Source organism: Limnoglobus roseus (assembly GCF_008254045.1).
GTDB lineage: Bacteria > Planctomycetota > Planctomycetia > Gemmatales > Gemmataceae > Limnoglobus > Limnoglobus roseus.
Window position 1 is genome coordinate 6,950,048 of sequence record NZ_CP042425.1, and the last position, 18,326, is coordinate 6,968,373.

The window sequence follows — 18,326 nt, forward strand, 5'->3', positions numbered from 1 at the left end:
CGGGTTCGAGTGTCACTCGGCCCACCCGTCCTTCCACCCGGGCACGAGTCCCGACGACCAGAAGTACACCGCGAACCCCAGCACTTCGGCTAATCCCCATAACCACTTGTTCTTCAACCGGGCCGCCGCCACCGCGAACGGAGCGGCGGGGAAGAAGCCGATGAGGAACCCCCACGCCATTGCGAACCCGACGGCCAAGCAGAGCCGGTAGTAGCCGTAGCACGCTGTGGCGAACAGCAGCAGGCCGACCCGCGCCGCAACCTGTCGTCGCCATCCTTGCGAAGACCGGCCGACGCCGACCCAGAGCACGCCGCGGAACAGGACGTACAGACTGACCGGCCACGTCAGGGCCAACGTCCCCGCCCGCGCCCCGAGGGCGGTCGTGCCGACGGCACCGAGGACGAACGCGACGATTCCGAACACCGCGTAAGCGTTCCACCGGCGGCAGGCGAGGCGGGTCAAAGCCGCGACGCCGGCCGCAACTCCGAACACGCCTACGCACCAGGCGAACCACCGTCCGATTTCGCCCGCCGTGGGGGCGTCGTTCGGGAAGTCGGCTTCCCGGGGGAGGAGGCGGGACCAGTCAAACGCGGGCCGTTCGGCCACCAGAGTTGCGGTGAGGCGGGACGGATCAAGTTCGGACGACGGCCCGAGGTAGATGCACACCGCCCGCTGATGATCGCGAACGAACAGCCGCTTCCGGTCGAGCGCCGGGGCCGCCCAGCACATGCCTCCGCCGCCCAAGACTTGGGCGCGGGCCAACTCTTCGTACCGCTCCGGGTTTGCCCGCGCCAGCACGAGCGTACCGGCTTCCGTCCACAGGATCAGTTTCCCGTCCGCGGCAATCGGCGTGGCCTGTCCCACCGCGTCCGACTCCCACCGCACCCGGCCCGTTTCCAGGTCCAGGCACTTGAACGCGCCGCGGGCCGCCCGGTGGGTACTTGCCTGGGCTTGCTGCAAGTCGAACCCGTACACCGCCCCGTCGAGGGCGAGGCTGGAGCAGACATCGTTCGACAACTGCCGGCCGGCCCACACCGTCTTCGCGGTCACGCCGTCGCCGTCGGCAGAGAATCGAAAGAGTTGCGATCCGATCTTGAACGGGGACGCGACGAGCAGGTGCCGACCGTCGAACAGCGGCCACGCCGCATGTTCGTCGTAGCTGGCCGACATCCGCTCCCGCCACACCCGTGCGCCGGTCGTCGGGTCGTGCAGCACGAGGCTGTTCCGCAGGAAGCCGACGACCAATCGTCGGCCGTCAAGCATGATCGGCAACGCCGGGCAATAGCTCGCCGGGTCGTCGCCGACGGCCCACGCCGTCGACCCGTCGGCCATGTTCAATGCGACCATCGCCGCGTTCGGACCACCAACCGGCAGAATGACCAAACGGCCTTCGACAAGCGGTGTGGACGCGAACCCGAACTCCGTCCCGCGGGTGCCAAACCGTGCCCGCACATCGACGGTCCAAACGCTGTGCCCGTCGGCCGCCTCGACGCACCCGACCTGCCCGGTCGGCGTGGCGTAGTAGATGCGACCGGCGTGCCAGGTCGGCGAGGCATACGGTCCGGGGTACAGGCCGCCCGGTTGCCACGGCCAGCCGACGCGCTCCCGCCACACCTCGCCCCCCGTGTCGGCGTCGAGGGCGATCAAGAACATGCCCGCAGTCGTCTGGAACAACGTGAACGCCCGACCGTCCGCGACCACGATCGCGGAATAACCCGGCCCCAGCTCGCGGGTCCAAAGCACCGGCGGACCATCCGCGGGCCACTGGTCGGCGAGTCCCTTCTCGGCGGAGATCGCGTCGTAGGCTGGCCCGCGAACGTGCGGCCAGTCGGCGGATGCCGGATTCGCGACGACAAGCCCGAACAGCAGCCCGAGGAGGACAGGGGGACGCACGGCGTTTCTCACAGTCCGAAAATGGGGCCGTGAACCCAGACGTTCTACGGCCGCGGTTCATGGTAAGGCCCAAACGATCCGGGTGTGCCGACGAAATGCACGGCGGCACTCCCTACAAAGACGCCGACGGATCGCCCGCCTTCCAACCCGTTCGAAACCCCTTTCCCAAGGTGACTGATGAAGACGAAGGTTCTTGTCGTGGTGGTGGCGCTCGCGGCTTCGAGTGCCGGGCCGTTGGTCGCGGCCGACTTGCCGCGGGCGACGCCGGAATCGCAGGGCGTGTCGTCAGCGGTCGTTCGCGCATTCGTCGAGGCGGCGGACAAGGACATCAACACGCTGCACAGCTTCATGCTCATTCGGCACGGGCACGTCGTCGCGGAAGGGTGGTGGAAGCCGGAGGCGGCCGACAAGCCGCACGTCCTGCACTCGCTGAGCAAGAGCTTCACGTCCACGGCCGTCGGCCTCGTCGTGGAAGAGGGCAAGCTCAGCGTGGACGACCCGGTGTTGAAGTTCTTCCCCGACCTGGCCCCGGCCAACCCGTCGGACAACCTCAAGGCGATGAAGGTCCGCGACCTGCTAACGATGTCGTGCGGGCACGACGCAGAGCCGAAACGGTCCGACGCCGAGCCGTGGGTGAAGACGTTCCTGGCCCACCCGGTCCCGCACAAACCGGGCACGCACTTCCTGTACAACTCGTTCGGCACGCACATGCTCTCGGCCATCGTCACGAAGGTGACGGGCAAGACGGTGCTGGAGTACCTGACGCCGCGCCTGTTCGAGCCACTTGGCATCAAAGACCCGGAATGGGGTGCCAGCCCGCAGGGCAACACCTTCGGCGGATGGGGGCTCAAGGTCCGCACCGAGGACATCGCGAAGTTCGGGCAACTCTACATTCAAAAGGGGAAATGGGACGGGAAGCAACTCGTGCCGGCGAAGTGGGTGGAATCCGCCACCACGAAGCAAGTCGCGAACGACCAAGCCCCGAGCGGCGTCGGCAAGGGCGACTGGCGGCAAGGGTACGGCTACCAGTTCTGGCGGTGTACGCACGACGCCTACCGGGGCGACGGGGCGAACGGGCAATTCTGCATCGTGCTGCCGGACCAGGACGCCGTGATCGCCATCACCGCCGACACCGGCAACATGCAAAAGGAACTGGACGTGGTGTGGGATAAACTCCTGCCCGCCTTCCAGGCGAAGGCGTTGCCCGAAGACAAGGAGGGGCAGGCCAAACTCAAGGCGACGTTCGCGGGCCTCGTTGCGAAGGAGAAGGCTCCGCCGAAGCCGAAGGCGCCGGCCGGGAAATAAACCGCCCGCCGCGAACCGACGGACGCCCGGCCGTGTCCGGGTGGGCGTCCGTCGGAGAGAGAACATCATGCGCACCCTCGCCAGCGTCCAGACCGTCAACGCCGTGGAACCAATCCCGAACGCCGACGCGATCGAGAAGGTCCGCGTCCTCGGCTGGTGGGTGGTGTCGAAAAAGGGGGAACACAAGCCCGGTGACAAGCTCGTGTACTGCGAGATCGACTCGCTATTGCCCGAGCGGCCGGAGTTCGAGTTCCTCCGCGCGAGCAGTTTCAAGCCCGCTCGCGACGACGTGCCGGCCGGCTTCCGCATCAAGACGGTGAAGCTCCGCGGGCAGGTGTCGCAGGGGATTTGCTTCCCGCTGTCGCTGCTCCCGCCGGGCACGCCGACCGACAAGGGGACGGACGTGACCGATCTCCTCGGCGTGCGGAAGTGGGAACCGCCGTTGCCGGTCGGCATGGGCGGGCGGGTGAAGGGCGGCTTCCCGGGCTTCCTGCCGAAGACGGACGAAACCCGTGTGCAGGTGCTTGAACCGGTCCTCGAACGGAACCGCGGCAAAACCTTCTACGTGACGGAGAAGCTCGACGGCACGTCGTTCACCGCGTTCTACCGCGACGGCACGTTCGGCGTGTGCAGTCGGAACCTCTGGATGGACGAGACCGACGAGACGAACCTCCTCGTCCGCGTGGCCCGGAAGTTGAAGCTCAAGGAGAAGTTACCCGAGGTCAGCCGCCGGCGGGGCGTGGACTTGGCGGTGCAAGCGGAACTGATCGGGCCGGGGGTTCAGAAGAACAAGTACGAACTGAAAGAACCGACGCTCCGGGTGTTCAGCGTCCTGAACGTCGGCACGTACAAGTTCCTCGACCACGCGACTTCGCTCGCCGTGATCGAGGAACTCAGCCTCGGTGCGGTCCCGCAACTCGGCACGCTCGTGCTGAACCACACGGTCGACGAATTGGTCGCGCTCGCCGAGGGTATGAGCGTTCTCAACCCGAAGGCGCAGCGGGAGGGGATTGTCCTCCGCCCGTTCGAAGAGGAGTACGACGCCGACATCGGCGGGCGGCTCAGTTTCAAGGCGATCAACCCGAAGTTCCTGCTGAAGTATGACGAATGATCGAACTCGCGATCCTGATCGGCCTCCAAGCAAGTGGAAAGAGTTCCTTCTATCGCCGGCACCTGGCTGTAACGCACGCGCTCGTCAGCAAAGACCTCCTGCGGAACAACCGCCGACCGGCCCGCCGTCAAACGCAACTCGTCACTGAGAATCTGACGGCCGGGCGGTCCGTGGCGGTGGACAACACGAATGTCACGGTCGAACTGCGGAAGGAACTGATCGACCTCGGCCACTCGCTCGGTGCGACCGTCACCGGCTATTACCTCGCGGCGAAACTCGCCGATTGCCTCACTCGGAATGCCGAGCGGACGGGGAAGAACCGTGTCCCGGATGTCGGGCTATTCGCCGCCGTAAAAGCTCTGGTCCGGCCGGCTTATTCCGAAGGGTTCGACCGACTGTTCTTTGTCGGTATCGCGGATGGCGGGGCGTTCGACGTTCGGCCGTGGGTTGAGGAGGAAGCCAGTCGTGGATAGCGACGAGTTCGAATCACGGATGCGGGGCTTGGAGTATTTCCACGATTTGAAGATGCTGCCCGGCACGTGGCCGGTCATTCGGGTCGACGGGAAGGGCTTCTCGAAGTTCACCGCGGCCCACTACGAGAAGCCGTTCGACGAACGGTTCAGCCGGTGCATGGTGGAAACCGCGCAGGCACTTCTCGTCAATCTCGGCGGCCTCTTTGCCTACACGGAGAGTGACGAAATCTCCGTCTTATTGCCGCGAGAGTGGAGCTTGTTTGACCGCGAGGTTGAGAAGGCGGTTTCAATCTCGGCCGGGATCGCGAGTTCAACCTTCACACTCGCGTGCGGATTTGCGGCGGTGTTCGACAGCCGGGTTTGGCTCGGGGCGACCGACCAACTCGTCGTGGATTACTTCCGGTGGCGACAGGCGGACGCCACTCGGTGCGCGTTGAACGGGTGGGCGTACTGGACTTTGTGGAACGCCGGGGAAAGTGTTGGAGCGGCAACGCGAGCGCTACACGAGAAATCCGTGGCAGAAAAGAACGAGCTTCTTTTCCGCCACGGGATCAATTTCAACGACGTGCCACTGTGGCAGCGGCGCGGGGTCGGGCTTTCTTGGGAACAGTACGAGAAGATCGGCCACGACCCGATTCAGAATGCGAGCGTGACGGCCATCCGCCGTCGGGTGAAGGTCGATCGGGAACTCGCGATGAAAGACGATTTCAGCCAATTCATCGCAGGGTTCCTGGTCTGACTCACTTCCCGCTCGCGCCGAACAGTCCCTCCGGTACGCCATACTTCGAGCCGCTCGGCGGGGTGACGCCGGCGGCTTTCGAAAGGACGGCTGCTGCCGCGAGCGGGGCGACGCGCTCGGCTCGAACGCCGGGCGTCACGCCGGTACCGTAGACCACGAGCGGGACGTGGGTGTCGTACTCCCACGGGCTACCGTGCGTCGTGCCGGTCCCGAGCGTGGCGGACGACAGGTAGTACGGCTTGAGCAGAACGTACACGTCGCCACACCGCTCCGGGTAAAACGACCGTGCGACCATTTGCCCCGTCGCGTCGGTGTCTGGGATTCCGGCCGTCAACGCCTTGCGGGTGTACGTTGCCGATACGCCGTCTTGCTTTTGCAGCCACTCGGCCAATGCCTGATGTACGTCGGCCGATATCACGCCGGCCGCCTTGGCCGTCTTGTCGCTCAGGTACACCCACGGCCCCGAGATGGCCTCGACCCACTTCGACGATTGTTTTCCGAACTTCTCGACCAGGAACGCTTCGACCTTCGCCGACGCGGCCGGCTGGACCCGCGCTGCGTCCCGGCCCTGCTTGCGGCTCATCTCGGGCAGCGGGCACACGCCGTGGTCGGCCGACATGACGAGGAGATACTTGCCCTTGCCGACCTTCGTGTCCAGGGCGTCGAGCAACCGCTTCATGATCCGATCGGACCGGAGCGTGACGTCCAACACCTCTTGCGAGTCCGGTCCCCAGGCGTGGCCGATGGCGTCGTTCGACGAGAAACTCAGGGTCAGCAAGTCGGGCACGTCGTCGGCCCCGAGGCTTTCGGCGGTGATCGCCTTTTCGGCCAGTTCCAACAGCATCTCGTTCCCGAACGGCGAGGTGTAAAAGGCGTTCAGGTAGGCGGGCTTCGTCTTCATGTCCGTCGGTTCAAAGGGGTGAGGGAACACTCGCCCTTGGCCGGCCGCCCCGCGACTTTCGCCCGAGATATCGTCGGGGCCGCTCAACTTCGCGTAATCGATGTCGGCCCGGAATCGTTCCCACGTCTTGCCGTGCCACTGCTCGGCAAACTTTCGCCGGTTGAACTCGGCCACCCAGGGGTGGACGCCATCGCGGTAATAGTTGGACGTGACGAACTGGCCGGTGCCGCCGTCCATCCAGTACGCGGCGTCCGGGGTCTTCCCCGCCGGGAGCGTGGCCCCGCGATTCTTGAGCGACAGGCCGACGACCTTCCCCTTGCCGCCGGTGCCGGCCTTCAAGGCGTCGCCGATCGTCGGCTTCATGAGGCGGTCCGGGGAGACGCCACCCTTGGCCCCCTTCTTCTCGTCCTCGTCCGCTCCCTCCTTCGTCCGGGCCGGCACTTGATAGTACCGATCGGCCCCGACACAGTTGACCGACTTCCCGGCGGCTCGCTCGTACCAGTCGTTCCCGACGATGCCGTGGTCGACCGGGGGGCACCCCGTGGCGACGGACGAGTGACCCGCGGCGGTCACGGTGTACGCATACGGGTAGTGGCAGTTCGTGAACCACGCGCCGTCGGCGGTGAGCCGCTTGAACCCGCCCTCGCCGAACTCGCCCTTCCACCGGGCCAAGTAGTCGCCGCGAAACTGGTCGAAGTAAACGAGGACAACGAGTTTCGGTTTTGCCGGTTCGTCGGCCATCAGCGGGGGCGAAGTGAGAATCGTCGCGGCGAAGAGAGCGAGGCGGGTGGTGACGCGCACGAAAATCTCCGGGTGGGAGGGCGACGGAAAGTTGAGCGTGGGGTGGCGGGCTTCACCCTGTTCTAATGTCGTCGTATCCGCGCGACCAGACGCGGACGCGAGAGTTCAAGCGCATCGAGGGCTGGGTCAGGATGAACCGGCCGGCGTTTCACGTTCGCCGCCTCGGCCCTCGGCTGGCCGTCGCAGTGGTCGGGTCGTCCGGCCAGTCGTGCTTCGGGTAGCGGCCGCGGAGTTCCTTCCGCACGACCGGGTAGCCGTTCGCCCAGAAGCTGGCCAGGTCGTCCGTCACTTGCTGCGGCCGGTGGTTCGGGGCGAGCAAGTGGAGTAGTACCTTGACCCGTCCGCCGGCCACCCGCGGCGTTTCGGCCAGACCGAACAGTTCCTGAATCCGGGCCGCCAACACGGGCGGTCGGCCTTCCGCGTAAGTCAGCGTGATCTGATTGCCACTCGGCACCGGCAGCCGGTCGGGGGCTTCCCGGTCGATCACTAGTTGCTGCTGATAGCTCAGTCGGCCGCGCATCAGGTCGAGCCACGGCCCGGTCCGCAGTTCCGCGAGCGAGCGCCGGCCCCGGCACAAGTCCGGTAGCATCTCCTTCAGATCGTCGTCGTCGAACCGCGGCAGTCCGAGATCTGGCAGCCAGGCCGACAGGCACCGGACCCGCAGCCGAAATCGCCCGGCGTCCGAGTCCGCGTCGGGGGCCACACGGTCGAACCGCCCCGCCGCTGCTGCGGCCAGCACGCCAGCGGCCTCGCTCTCATCGCCGACGTGCCCCTGAGTGTCGTCGATGACCAGGTCTTCGAAGCGCGTCCGCTTGCGTGCGACCAGCCGCTCCGATTGTTCGTCGAACTCGATCTCGTGCCGAACCGTCAGTCGGTCGGGGGGCAGCCACTCGCGACGGACCCCCGACGCGAACCGGACGAGGGAATCGGTTCCGCCGGCGTCCACGTCCACGCAAACGAACAACTCGGGTTCGTTCACACCGCTCTGCGTGCCCAGCCGCACGCCACGGCCGCCGACCATTCGCCCCCGCCGGTCCGCGCGGTCGCGGCGACGGGCGAGCCGATCCGGGAACGCGGCGAACAGTGCCTGAAGGAGTGCCCCGTCCGGGTCGGGTGGCGGAAGTTGCCGCGGGCCTTTCGTCCCCCGGCCCAGGAGGCGGTGGAGTTGGTCCCTGGCTTCGAGGACCGACCGGGCCGACCCACGCGACAGCCGACCGAACGGGAACTCCAGACGCCCGGTTGCCTCGTACCGCTCCAACGCTTCGACGCGGTCGAGCACGTCGGACTCTGCTGCGTCCGCCGGTGGGGCGAGGTGGGGCGGGCCGTCGAATGTCCGCTGGAACGGGTCGCGGTCGCTGAGCATTGCGGCCGCCATCGCGGCCCGCCCCAGCACGCCGAGGTGCTTCCCCTCGATCAGAAGCCGGCCGAGTCGTGGATGAACCGGCAGCCCGGCCAGTTCGTCGCCGAGCTTCGTGAGCTTGTTCCCGGCCACCGCTCCGAGTCGTTCGAGTAAACCGACGGCCTGTCGTACCGCCTCCGGTCGCGGCGGTTCCAGCCAGGGGAAGGTGGCCACGTCCTCGCCCAGCGAAAACAGGTGCAACGCCGCCGACGCCAGATCGACCCGGCGGGCTTCGGGTTCGGTCTGGCCCGGCCGACTCTTGTGCCCGATCTCGTCCCACAGGCGGACGCACACCCCCGCCCGCGTCCGCCCTGCCCGTCCGGCCCTCTGGTCGGCCGACGCCTTCGAGATCGGCACCAACCGCAGCCGGTCCATGCCGACGGACGGGTCGAATTCTAACTGCCGGGCCTGCCCGGTATCGACGACCACCGCGACCCCGTCGACTGTGACCGACGTTTCCGCGACGTTCGTGGCCAACACGACCTTCCGCCGGTCGAGTCGCTGCAACGCCCGGTCTTGCTGCTCCGGGGGTAACTCGCCGTGGAGCGGCAGGACCACGATGCCCGGTTCGAGGTCGGCCAGCGCGTCGGCCGTGCGGCGAATCTCGCCGAGGCCGGGTAGGAACGCCAGCACGTCCCCGTCGGCGGTTCGCAACGCTTCCCGCACGGCGAACGCAGTGGCGTCCGGCCACGGCGTCTCGGCCCGCTTCGGCCGGTAGCGGATTTCGACCGGGTACGACCGCCCCTCGCTCGTCACCACCGGGCAGTCGCCCAGGTACGCGCTCACCGGCCCGGCGTCGAGGGTAGCGGACATGACCACCGCCCGCAGATCGGGCCGGACCGTTTGGCGAAGGAGTCGCACGAGGCCGAGGGCCAGGTCGGCTTCCAACCCGCGTTCGTGGAACTCGTCGAACACGACGGCCGACACGCCCTCCAGGAACGGGTTGTCCTGGAGCATTCGCAACAGGACGCCGGGCGTGACGGCCAGCACCCGCGTCCGCGGGCCGGCCGTGCGGTCGAACCGAACGTGGTAGCCGAACGTGTCACCCAACGGAGTGCCGTGTTCGATCGCCATCCGCCGGGCCGCCGCCCGGGCCGCCACCCGTCGGGGTTCGAGTACCACGACCAGCCCCGGCGCCGAGTCCAGCAGCGCGGGCGGCACGCGGGTGGTCTTGCCGGCCCCCGTCGGTGCCCGCAGCACGACCGCCCCGGCCTCACCCAACCGGGCGAGCAGTTCGGGCAAGACAGCATCCACGGGCAGTGGGTCGCGGGCCATCGGGTGATTGTAGCGGCCGGCGAGGGCACAGTTCCCCGTGCGTTTTCACCCGTCCCCGCATGAAGCCCAGGCCACTCATCAGGCCCACCCCAGGGTTGAAGTTGTCCAAGCGTGAGCGCTCCCACTCTCAATACAGGATGTTCAGGTGCGCCATCCCCTCAATGGTGTACGGCCGTGGCCCCGTCACCGGCACGTTGGCCCCGACGTTCAGGAACGACCGACGGCCGAGGCCGAACGTCGTACCGCCGGTGAAGCTCACCACGTCGTAGGCACCGACCGGCAACCGCGTGATGCCGCGGTTGTTCAGCGGCGTATCGACGTGCAGTTCGATCAACGGCGTCACCGAGGTCACGAAGTTCGCCGCCGTCGGGCTGCGGTAGAGCAGGTAGCCGTACTGGAGACTGTTGAACAGGTACGTCGTGTCGCGGCGGTCGGTCGGCACGGTGACGGACGTGAAGAACTGCGCGTACGACCGGCGGAACGTCATGATGCCGCCGACGTAAGGCTGGATCACGGTCGGGTGGACTTCCGGGTCCTGGGCCGAGAACGCGGCCGCCCCGCCGGTCGGGACCGTGATCGCCACGCCCGTCGAGAGCACCTGCCCGCCGCGGATGCTGCCGTCCGAGGTCGGTTCGAACGGGTTGTTGATGAGGGCGAACTTCGAGATGATCGTCAGGTCACCGACGCTCGAACGGTTCAGGTTGTCCGGCCCCGTCACCTGCAACAGCGGCAGGCGGAAGCCGATCGAGGCGTCGCCCTGGAGGAATGTTTTTTCGAAGCCGAGCGTCTCGCGGTGAACGTCCGTCACCGGCAGACCCGGCACGCGGAGGGACTGGTTCACGTCGTGGAAATAGTTGTACGACAGGTAAACGCGGTCCACCGGCCGCGGGCTTTCGTTCTCGCCGACTTTGAACGCACCGCGAACCGTGTTGACCGGCAGCGCGCCGTCCGCCGCCCGCGGGTCTTGGCCGGTCACCAGTACCTCGGTGGACGACCGCTGGCCGCTGGGAAGCCGAGTCGCCGCGACCGTTTCACCCGCCCCGAGCTTCTGGAGGAACCCCGGCGGGTAAACGACGTTCGGGGGCAAGGGGACGCGAGTGGGCGTGGTCAAGACCGTGAAGCCGTCGACCGTACGATTGAACGCGGTCCCGGCCGGGAAACGCTGCGTCTGGCCCGGCAGCACCGTCACAAGTTGGCCGTTCGGCGTGACCGCCTGGGTGTAGGGCGAATAGTTGTAGAGGCCGCCCATGTCGCCGTACATGTTGGGCAGGTCCACCGGCCGGGCAGTCGTGCCCGCGGCCGTCAGGCCAAAGCCGGTCGCCCCTTGCGTACCGATTGGCGTAGTGGTTGGGGGTGCCGTGCCGGGAGTTGTCACGCGGTTCGGTGCGGCGGGGACCGTTCGCGGAGCCTGAGCAGGCCGCGGCGTGGGCGACACCGGCCCCTGCACCGGGATGAGTTCCGGCCCGGTTTCGAGCAACTGCGAACTCACCTCCTGCCCGACCGCGGGAAGCGCGACGATTGCCGTCGCGGCCACCCCGCACGTCCATTTCCAGAATGCCCGCGACATCGTCGACTCCTGCATTGATCCGGGTCGTATCGGTGAGTATCGGTTGAATGGAGAAGCGCGGTTGAGCCGGAAAGTTGACAGGTCCGGCGAATCTGCTCGGACGAGGAGGACGACGGGCGACCCATCTTCGCCAAGTTCCGCTCGTTCATGAAATCCTCCCCGAGGGGATGGAGGAAGTACAATACGGGACGGATCAGTTTCAATTTCCGCGGGATTGTGCCATGTCAAAGAAGGTTCCCACCGACGAATCCGTGGAGACTCAGGACACAGGCACCGTGGCCCAAACGTCCGAGCCCCCGGAAGCGCCGACCGTGATTCCGAATTTCAGCTTGGCATCGGCCCCGGCGTACTCACAATCCGAAGAATCCCCGGAAGCCGGCACGAACACCTTCGCGGCCCCGGCAAATTACAACCCCGATCAGGTCTCGCGGTCCGCCGGGTTTCCGTCCGTTCAATCGGCCGTCTACAGCGACGGCACTACCGGCACGGTCGTCGGCCCGTCTCGCGTGTCGGAGGTCGGCAACTCGTTCGGGCTGTCGGGGCCGGGCCGCTCCGACGCAGTCGCGCTGAAGCGGTACACCGTCCTGAAGGAACACGCGAAGGGGGGCATGGGGCAAGTTTCCATCGCGGTCGATGAAGAACTGGACCGCGAAGTCGCACTCAAGGAGATTCAGCCGCGGTACGCCTTCGACAGGTCCGTGGCCGCGCGGTTCTTGCTCGAAGCCCGCGTAACGGGCAGGCTCGAACACCCCGGCATCGTGCCCGTGTACGGGTTGAACCGCCACCCGGACGGGCGACCGTACTACGCGATGCGGTTCATCAGCGGCGAGAGCCTGCAAGACGCCGTTCAGGCGTTCCACAAGGCGGACACGCCGGACCGCGACCCGCACGCCCGTGCCCTCGCGCTGCGGCAACTCCTGACGCGATTCGTAGACGTCTGCAACACGATCGCCTATTCCCACAGCCGCGGCATCCTGCACCGCGACCTGAAGCCGGCGAACGTGATGCTCGGCGGCTTCGGCGAAACACTCGTCGTGGACTGGGGGCTGGCGAAGGACACGACCGTCTCGCCGAAAAAGGTGGTGACCACCGATTCGACTCAGATCATTCCCGCGCTCGCGTCCGAACGACCCGTCATGCCCCTGCCGCCGCCCCCCGTCGTCGAGGGGCCGGCCCCGTCCGAGGCGGACATCGTGACGAAGACGCAAGTTCAAGTTCGTCCGGCGATGAGTCTGGCCGGGCCGCCCGCGGAGGACAGCGGCGAGTTGACGGAGGTCGGCAAGGCGATGGGCACGCCGGCCTTCATGGCCCCGGAGCAGGCCGACGGCCGGTGGGACGACGTGGGCATGTTGGCCGACATCTACAGCCTCGGCGCGACGCTCTACGCAATTCTCTCCGGGAAGGCCCCGTTCCGCGGCGACACCCAGGACATTCTCAACAAGGTCCGCCGCGGCGAACCGACCCCCATCCACGAACACAAGCCGAACGTCCCGCCCGCCTTGACGGCCATCTGCCACAAGGCCATGGCGTTGCGGCCGCAAGACCGCTACGCCACCGCCCTCGACCTCGCGGGCGACGTGGACCGGTGGATGGCCGACGAGCCGGTGAGCGTCTACCGCGAACCGTGGACGGCCCGGGTCACGCGGTGGGCACGCCGGCACCGGAACCTCGTGTTCGGGTCGCTGGCCGTACTTCTCACGGCGCTCGTCGCAATCACGGTAGGCTACTTCCAGGTGAACGCCGAGCAGAAGCGGACGGAAGCGGAGAAAAAGAAAACGGACGAAGCCAACCTCGCGCTCATCGACGAAAAAGATAAGGTCCAGAAGGCCCGCACCTTTGCCGAGGCCAGCCGCGAGGACGCCCGCGACGCGCTACTGACGCTGACCGACGACGCGATCGGCGAAATTTTGACCAGCCAGCACGCCGTGACCGGCAACCAGCAACAGTTTCTGGTCAGCGTCATCAAGCTCTACCAACGGTTCATCCAGCAAGCCCCCGACACTCAGAATTCGCTGTTCCTCGCCGGGGCCCACTTCCGCGTCGGCCGATTGCAGGTGAAGCTCGGAGAACACAAGGAAGCGAGGAATTCGTATGAGAAGGTCTTCGAACTCGCGAAGGGGCAAATCAGCCCGGAGTGGACCCTCCTACGGGGCGAGACGGAACTGTACTCCGGAATCCAGTACCTTTCGAAGGGACAATACCCTTCGGCTCAGAAACAACTTGAAGAAGCCGAAAAGACGTTCCTCGGGCTGATCCCACCCGGCGACGGGCCACCGACGAAACTCGAATATTGGCACCGACTCGGTCAGGCTCAGGATCGGCTTGGGATGGCGTTCTACGGTCAGGGCCAACTTGACAACGCGAACATCTACTTCCGAGCGTCCCTGACGAACCGCGAGGTCTTGGCCAAAGCCGCGCAGGACGTGCCGGAATACCAATCTCGAATCGCCCAGAGCTATCGGCTCATTGCCATGGTGAGCAACGCCCAGGGCAACCGGGCGGAAGCACTCGAAAACGCGAACAAGGCGCGGCTGATTTGTAGTCGCCTACTCAAGAACGATCCCACATCGGCCGTATACCTTGTCCTGCTCGCGGACGTGGACGGTATTTTGAGTATCGCGACCGCACCCGATGGAACCGTCGACGGGCGGCCCACACCACCCCTCGCGAAACCCTCCACCGGCAAGGTACGATCGACCACGCCGCTAGCGAGCCAACAAACGGAATCGGCACGGTTCGCCGAGAGTGCGGTGAAAATCTGGTCGCAACTGGTTCAACTTTACCCGGCCGATGTCGGCTACCGGCAACAACTGGCAACCGCCAACCTGAACCTGTCCATCGCCGAGCAACGGGCGGGTCGGGGGAAGGTCGCCGCAGACGCCCTCCGGACAACGTACAGTGTCCTTGATGCCCTTGAGGAGATCGTTCCGGACAACCCGTCCACCGCGAAGATTCGCGGGCGGGCGTTCCACGCGGAGGCCGTGCAACAGCGGGACGAGGGCGAGTTTCCGAAAGCGCGAACGGCCGCAGAGAAGGCCATCGCCACCTCGCAGGCTCTTGTCGATAAATCTCCCAACAACCCGAGGTATCGGAATGACCTGGCCTGCTATCAGATCGAACTCGCTGCGATCGACCTGCAACTCCCCAGCCCCGATCGGAAACCCACCCAAGCAATTCTCAATAAAGCTTGGGGGAATGTGATCGAAGCGGTCCGATCGGGCGTGCTGGACACCGATGCAGATTTCTGGGCGAACGTGCGGAGTTTCGGCCGGGTGCATGTTGACCTTCTGGCCGACATCAACCGGCTCGACACCGTCCGCGAGATTGCGAATCAAGTCACGGAATTAAAGCTTCGCCCCGACGCCGAGCGCTACGAGGCTGCCGGGATTTATGGACGGGCGGCACTTCAAGCGATCCGCGACGAGAAGGTGAACGACCCCAACAATGTGGCTCGTGCGAAGGCCCATGCTGAACAGGCGTTGGCGAAACTGGCCGAGTTAGAGATGGGCTTCGAGTGGCTGCGGGCGATCCGCACGGACCCCGATTTAGCGGTGGTGCGAGAGCTTCCAGATTTCGAGGACACGATTCGCGAGTTCCGCGAACCGGCCCCCCTGCCCCGCGGCCGATGAGCGGGTGAGCGGGTGACACGGTGAAGGGGTGAAAAGACCCGGCCTTCTCACCCCTTCACCGTGTCACCCGCTCATTTACCTTGACGGCTTGAACAGATCCTTCCACTGCTCTTTTTCCTTGTCCCGCTCGGAGAACGGGATGCCCTTCGCCATCCACTCGGGTGCCGGCGCGCCCTTCAGGTGGTGGTCGAAGAACTGCTGCATCCGCAGTGTGTAGTCGCGCTGCGTGGCCTTCTTACGGAGGCCGTGCAGTTCGCCGTTGTAGTTAAACAGGTAGCACTCCTTGCCGAGACGCCGGAGGGCGAGGTAGTACTCGATCCCCTGGTACCACGGCACCGCATCGTCCTGGTCGTTGTGCAGGATCATCAACGGCGTCTGCACGCGGTCGGCCATGAAGATCGGCGAGTTCTCGATGAACTTCATCGGGGCTTGCCACAACGTCGCGCCGATGCGGCTCTGCGTCCGCTCGTACTGGAACTCCCGCGGCAGGCCGGTCCCCCAGCGGATGCCGCCGTAGGCGCTGACCATGTCCGACACGGGTGCCCCGCTCGCAGCCGCCTTGAAACGGTTCGTCTGCGTCACCAGATACGCGATCTGGTATCCGCCCCACGAGTGGCCCTGGATGCCGATGGCCTGCTCGTTCACGCACCCCTTGTCCACCACCGCCTGGATCGCGGGCAGCACGCACTTCAACGCGCTCTGACCCGGCGAACCGACGGTGTACGCGATGTCCGGCATGAACACGAGGTAGCCGTTGCTCGCGTAGAACGTCGGGTTGATGCTCGTGCCGGCCGACGGCAGTCGGAACTGATGGAGGTTGTCCGTGAGCCGTTCGTAGATGTACACGATCATCGGGTACTTCTTCGTCGGGTCGAAGTTCTCCGGCTTCACGAGGATGCCCGACAGTTCCGTGCCGTCGAGGCTCTTGTAGGCCACGAGTTCGGACTTGCCCCAAACGAACTCTTTCTTACGGGGGTTGATGTCCGTGACACGCCGCACGTCGTGGAACGTGGAGTCGGTCGCGTAATAATCGGGGTAGTCGGCGAAGGTGCTGCTCGTGAAGAGCAGCGTGTCGGCGTGACGGGCCTTCACCGGGCGGCCGTAATCGCGGCCGGCCATCAAGAGCAACTTCGGCTTGCCACCCGGTTCCAGCCAGTAGAACCCGCTGTCTTTCGTGACGAGGTTCGTGGCGTTCAGCAACAGCGGCTTGCTCAGGTCCACGCCGCGGTCCGGTTCTTCGTCGGGGTTGGGAAAGCGGGCAATGTCGAACCGGACGTTCTGCTCGCGGCCGATCTTGGTGAGGTTCTCGCAACTCGAACCGTCCGGGGCCACCTTCCAGATGTCGAAGCGGTCCGAGACGAGCAGGAACTTCTCGTCCGGCGTCCAGTCCGCGAAGCCGTAGGAACTCGGCTTCATCGGCATGTCGAAGGTCTCGTTGAAGAACTTGACCGGCATCTTGGCCGTGAGGTTGGCCTTCGTCCGGGACGGCACGGCGTAGCTGACCCAATCCTTGCCGTCGAAGAGGACACGGTAGTTGCCCTTCGGCGACGCCGCAACGATCCCCTCGTGGGCCTTGAGCAGTGGCTTCGTCTCGCCGGTGCGGACGTTCACGAGCGAATGGTCCGCAAGAGTCGCCCCGTAGCCGATCAGGTGGCGGTACGGCTTGTCGTTGCTGGCCGTGGACCAGTCACCGAAGTCGGGGACGCCGACGGTGATGTTCTCGTCGGAGAGTTGACGGAACTGTTTCGTGTCGAAAAAGTAGGCGGCCGAGTGGGTTCGCGTTCGCTCGTTGTCGCCGCGAATCTTCTGCATCGGCTGGATTTGATCGTCCTTCCAGTGCCAGAGGTCGAGGTCGACTTTCTCATTCGTCGGCGTCGCTTGTGCCGGTGGGGTGGTCGGCGCGTCTTTTTTCTCTTCCGGAATTTTGGCCGTGGCGAGGACGAGCTTCAGCCCATCGTCGGTGAAGCGGAGGCCACCGCGTTCGACGATCATCGTGCCCGCCTTCAGCCCCGGCGTGGCGGCGTTCAACAGTTCTACGGCGGGTGCCTTGGAGGAACGGTCCCACGAGTACACCTTCGGCCGGGGCGTCGGCTTCTTGTCCTCGGGCTTCGCCTCCGGGGCCGGCTCTTCGAAGAAGAACGCGAGCCGCGATTGCTTCGCGTCCCAGACTTGCCGGGTGTACTTCCCCTTGCCCGTCAGGACCGGCTTCAGTGAAGATGAACCGAGTTCCACCGCGAACAGACCGTTGTCGGCGGCGTCTCGCGACACCTTCGTGAGCAGGAGCGTCTTGCCGTCGCGGGTGACTTGATAATCCAGCACGTCGGTGAAGGTGTGTTCCTTGCTGTCCGCCAGATTACGAACCGTCAGGTTCGTGCCGATCGGGAGCCGCGGCGTGGTCGATGGTGGCGGGGTCGTGGCGGGGTTGGGCGTGCCACCGCCCGGTCGCTGACGGTTCCGGCCGCCCGGCGTCGCGTTCGGAGTCGTGCCAGCGCTCGGAGTTGTCGGCGTGATCGCACCGGGCCGCGGGATGAAACCGAAGCCGCCGATGACGGCTCCGACGCCGGTCACGTCGGTCGTCTTCGGCTCCTCGTGAAGCAAGAGAAAGTTCGTCTTCTCAACCACACTGTACGCCTTCAACTTCACGAGGCGTTCGCCGATCTGTCCGGTCGCCAGGTTCATCACGGCCAGCACGGTTCGGGCTTCCTTCTTGTCTGCCTTCGCCCGTTCCTGTTCGGCCTTCGTCGGCATGACTGGGAAGAGAACCTTCTTGCCGTCCGGCGTGAACTGCGGGCTACCGGCAAGTGAGCCGACGGGCGCGGCCGAGGCGGCAGGTACCGCCGACGGTTCGCCTTCCGGGCGTTCGGCCGTCGCGCCGCCCGTGCGGCCGCCGCGCGGGATGACGTACTCGGTGGGGCCGGTCAGACTCTTCACGATGACTGCACCGTCCCCTTCACCGGGCAGGCGGTTGTACGCCAGCCACTTCCCGTCGGGCGAGAGGGTCATCGCGGTCGCGGTGTTCCAGATTTCGTAGTCGGCGTGCTTGAGAGGTCGTTTTGCGGCGGGAGTCTGGGAGAGGGCGATCGAACTGACGAGGGAGAGGAGAAGGAAGCAAGTCACTCGAAGCATTCAATTTCTCCTGGCAGGAACCGTTTCGCTGATAATATCGCGAAACTCGGCAGTCTGCACAGGAGATAACACGAAAACCGATCGCAAGGACTGACAGCTACGGCCCA

10 protein-coding genes are annotated in these 18,326 nt (G+C 65.8%); 5 read left to right on the forward strand and 5 right to left on the reverse strand.

Annotation, left to right across the window (positions count from 1 at the left end; all coding sequences use genetic code 11):
* Positions 1 to 12: 12 nt before the first annotated feature.
* Positions 13 to 1,893, reverse strand: a complete 1,881-nt coding sequence (locus tag PX52LOC_RS29685; protein ID WP_149113485.1) for an outer membrane protein assembly factor BamB family protein — start codon at positions 1,891 to 1,893, stop codon at positions 13 to 15.
* A 177-nt stretch (positions 1,894 to 2,070) separates the two neighbouring features.
* On the opposite strand from PX52LOC_RS29685, the gene PX52LOC_RS29690 reads away from it, so the two are divergent.
* The 4 genes from PX52LOC_RS29690 (at position 2,071) to PX52LOC_RS29705 (ending at position 5,521) form a co-directional block, all read left to right on the forward strand.
* A complete protein-coding gene (locus tag PX52LOC_RS29690; protein ID WP_149113486.1) occupies positions 2,071 to 3,198 on the forward strand; it encodes a serine hydrolase domain-containing protein in 1,128 nt (375 codons plus the stop codon).
* 67 nt (positions 3,199 to 3,265) lie between these two features.
* Positions 3,266 to 4,309, forward strand: a complete 1,044-nt coding sequence (locus PX52LOC_RS29695) for an RNA ligase (ATP) (RefSeq protein WP_149113487.1) — start codon at positions 3,266 to 3,268, stop codon at positions 4,307 to 4,309.
* Entirely contained in the window at positions 4,306 to 4,782 is a 477-nt protein-coding gene (locus tag PX52LOC_RS29700; RefSeq protein WP_218575183.1) for an ATP-binding protein, read from the forward strand. The genes PX52LOC_RS29695 and PX52LOC_RS29700 overlap by 4 nt, the downstream gene beginning before the upstream one ends.
* The gene (locus tag PX52LOC_RS29705) at positions 4,775 to 5,521 is read left to right on the forward strand and encodes a tRNA(His) guanylyltransferase Thg1 family protein (RefSeq protein WP_149113488.1); all 747 of its coding nucleotides are present in this window, start codon (positions 4,775 to 4,777) and stop codon (positions 5,519 to 5,521) included. Before PX52LOC_RS29700 ends, PX52LOC_RS29705 begins: the two co-directional genes overlap by 8 nt.
* 1 nt (position 5,522) lies before the next feature.
* Here PX52LOC_RS29705 and PX52LOC_RS29710 read toward each other — a convergent pair whose 3' ends face one another.
* The 3 genes from PX52LOC_RS29710 to PX52LOC_RS29720 form a co-directional block, all read right to left on the reverse strand.
* The gene (locus PX52LOC_RS29710; protein WP_149113489.1) at positions 5,523 to 7,223 is read right to left on the reverse strand and encodes an alkaline phosphatase family protein; all 1,701 of its coding nucleotides are present in this window, start codon (positions 7,221 to 7,223) and stop codon (positions 5,523 to 5,525) included.
* A gap of 148 nt (positions 7,224 to 7,371) precedes the next feature.
* A complete protein-coding gene (gene hrpB / locus PX52LOC_RS29715; protein ID WP_149113490.1) occupies positions 7,372 to 9,897 on the reverse strand; it encodes an ATP-dependent helicase HrpB in 2,526 nt (841 codons plus the stop codon).
* 127 nt (positions 9,898 to 10,024) lie between these two features.
* Positions 10,025 to 11,464: a hypothetical protein gene (locus tag PX52LOC_RS29720; protein ID WP_149113491.1), complete on the reverse strand. Its 1,440-nt coding sequence runs from the start codon at positions 11,462 to 11,464 to the stop codon at positions 10,025 to 10,027.
* A gap of 311 nt (positions 11,465 to 11,775) precedes the next feature.
* Between PX52LOC_RS29720 and PX52LOC_RS41125 the strand changes: the two genes are divergently transcribed.
* On the forward strand, positions 11,776 to 15,093 hold the full coding sequence (locus tag PX52LOC_RS41125; protein WP_218575185.1) for a serine/threonine-protein kinase: 3,318 nt from the start codon (positions 11,776 to 11,778) through the stop codon (positions 15,091 to 15,093).
* 75 nt (positions 15,094 to 15,168) lie between these two features.
* On the opposite strand, the gene PX52LOC_RS29730 is transcribed toward PX52LOC_RS41125, so the two are convergent.
* Complete coding sequence (locus tag PX52LOC_RS29730) at positions 15,169 to 18,219, reverse strand: alpha/beta hydrolase family protein (RefSeq protein WP_149113492.1); 3,051 nt, start codon at positions 18,217 to 18,219, stop codon at positions 15,169 to 15,171.
* Positions 18,220 to 18,326 lie beyond the last annotated feature (107 nt).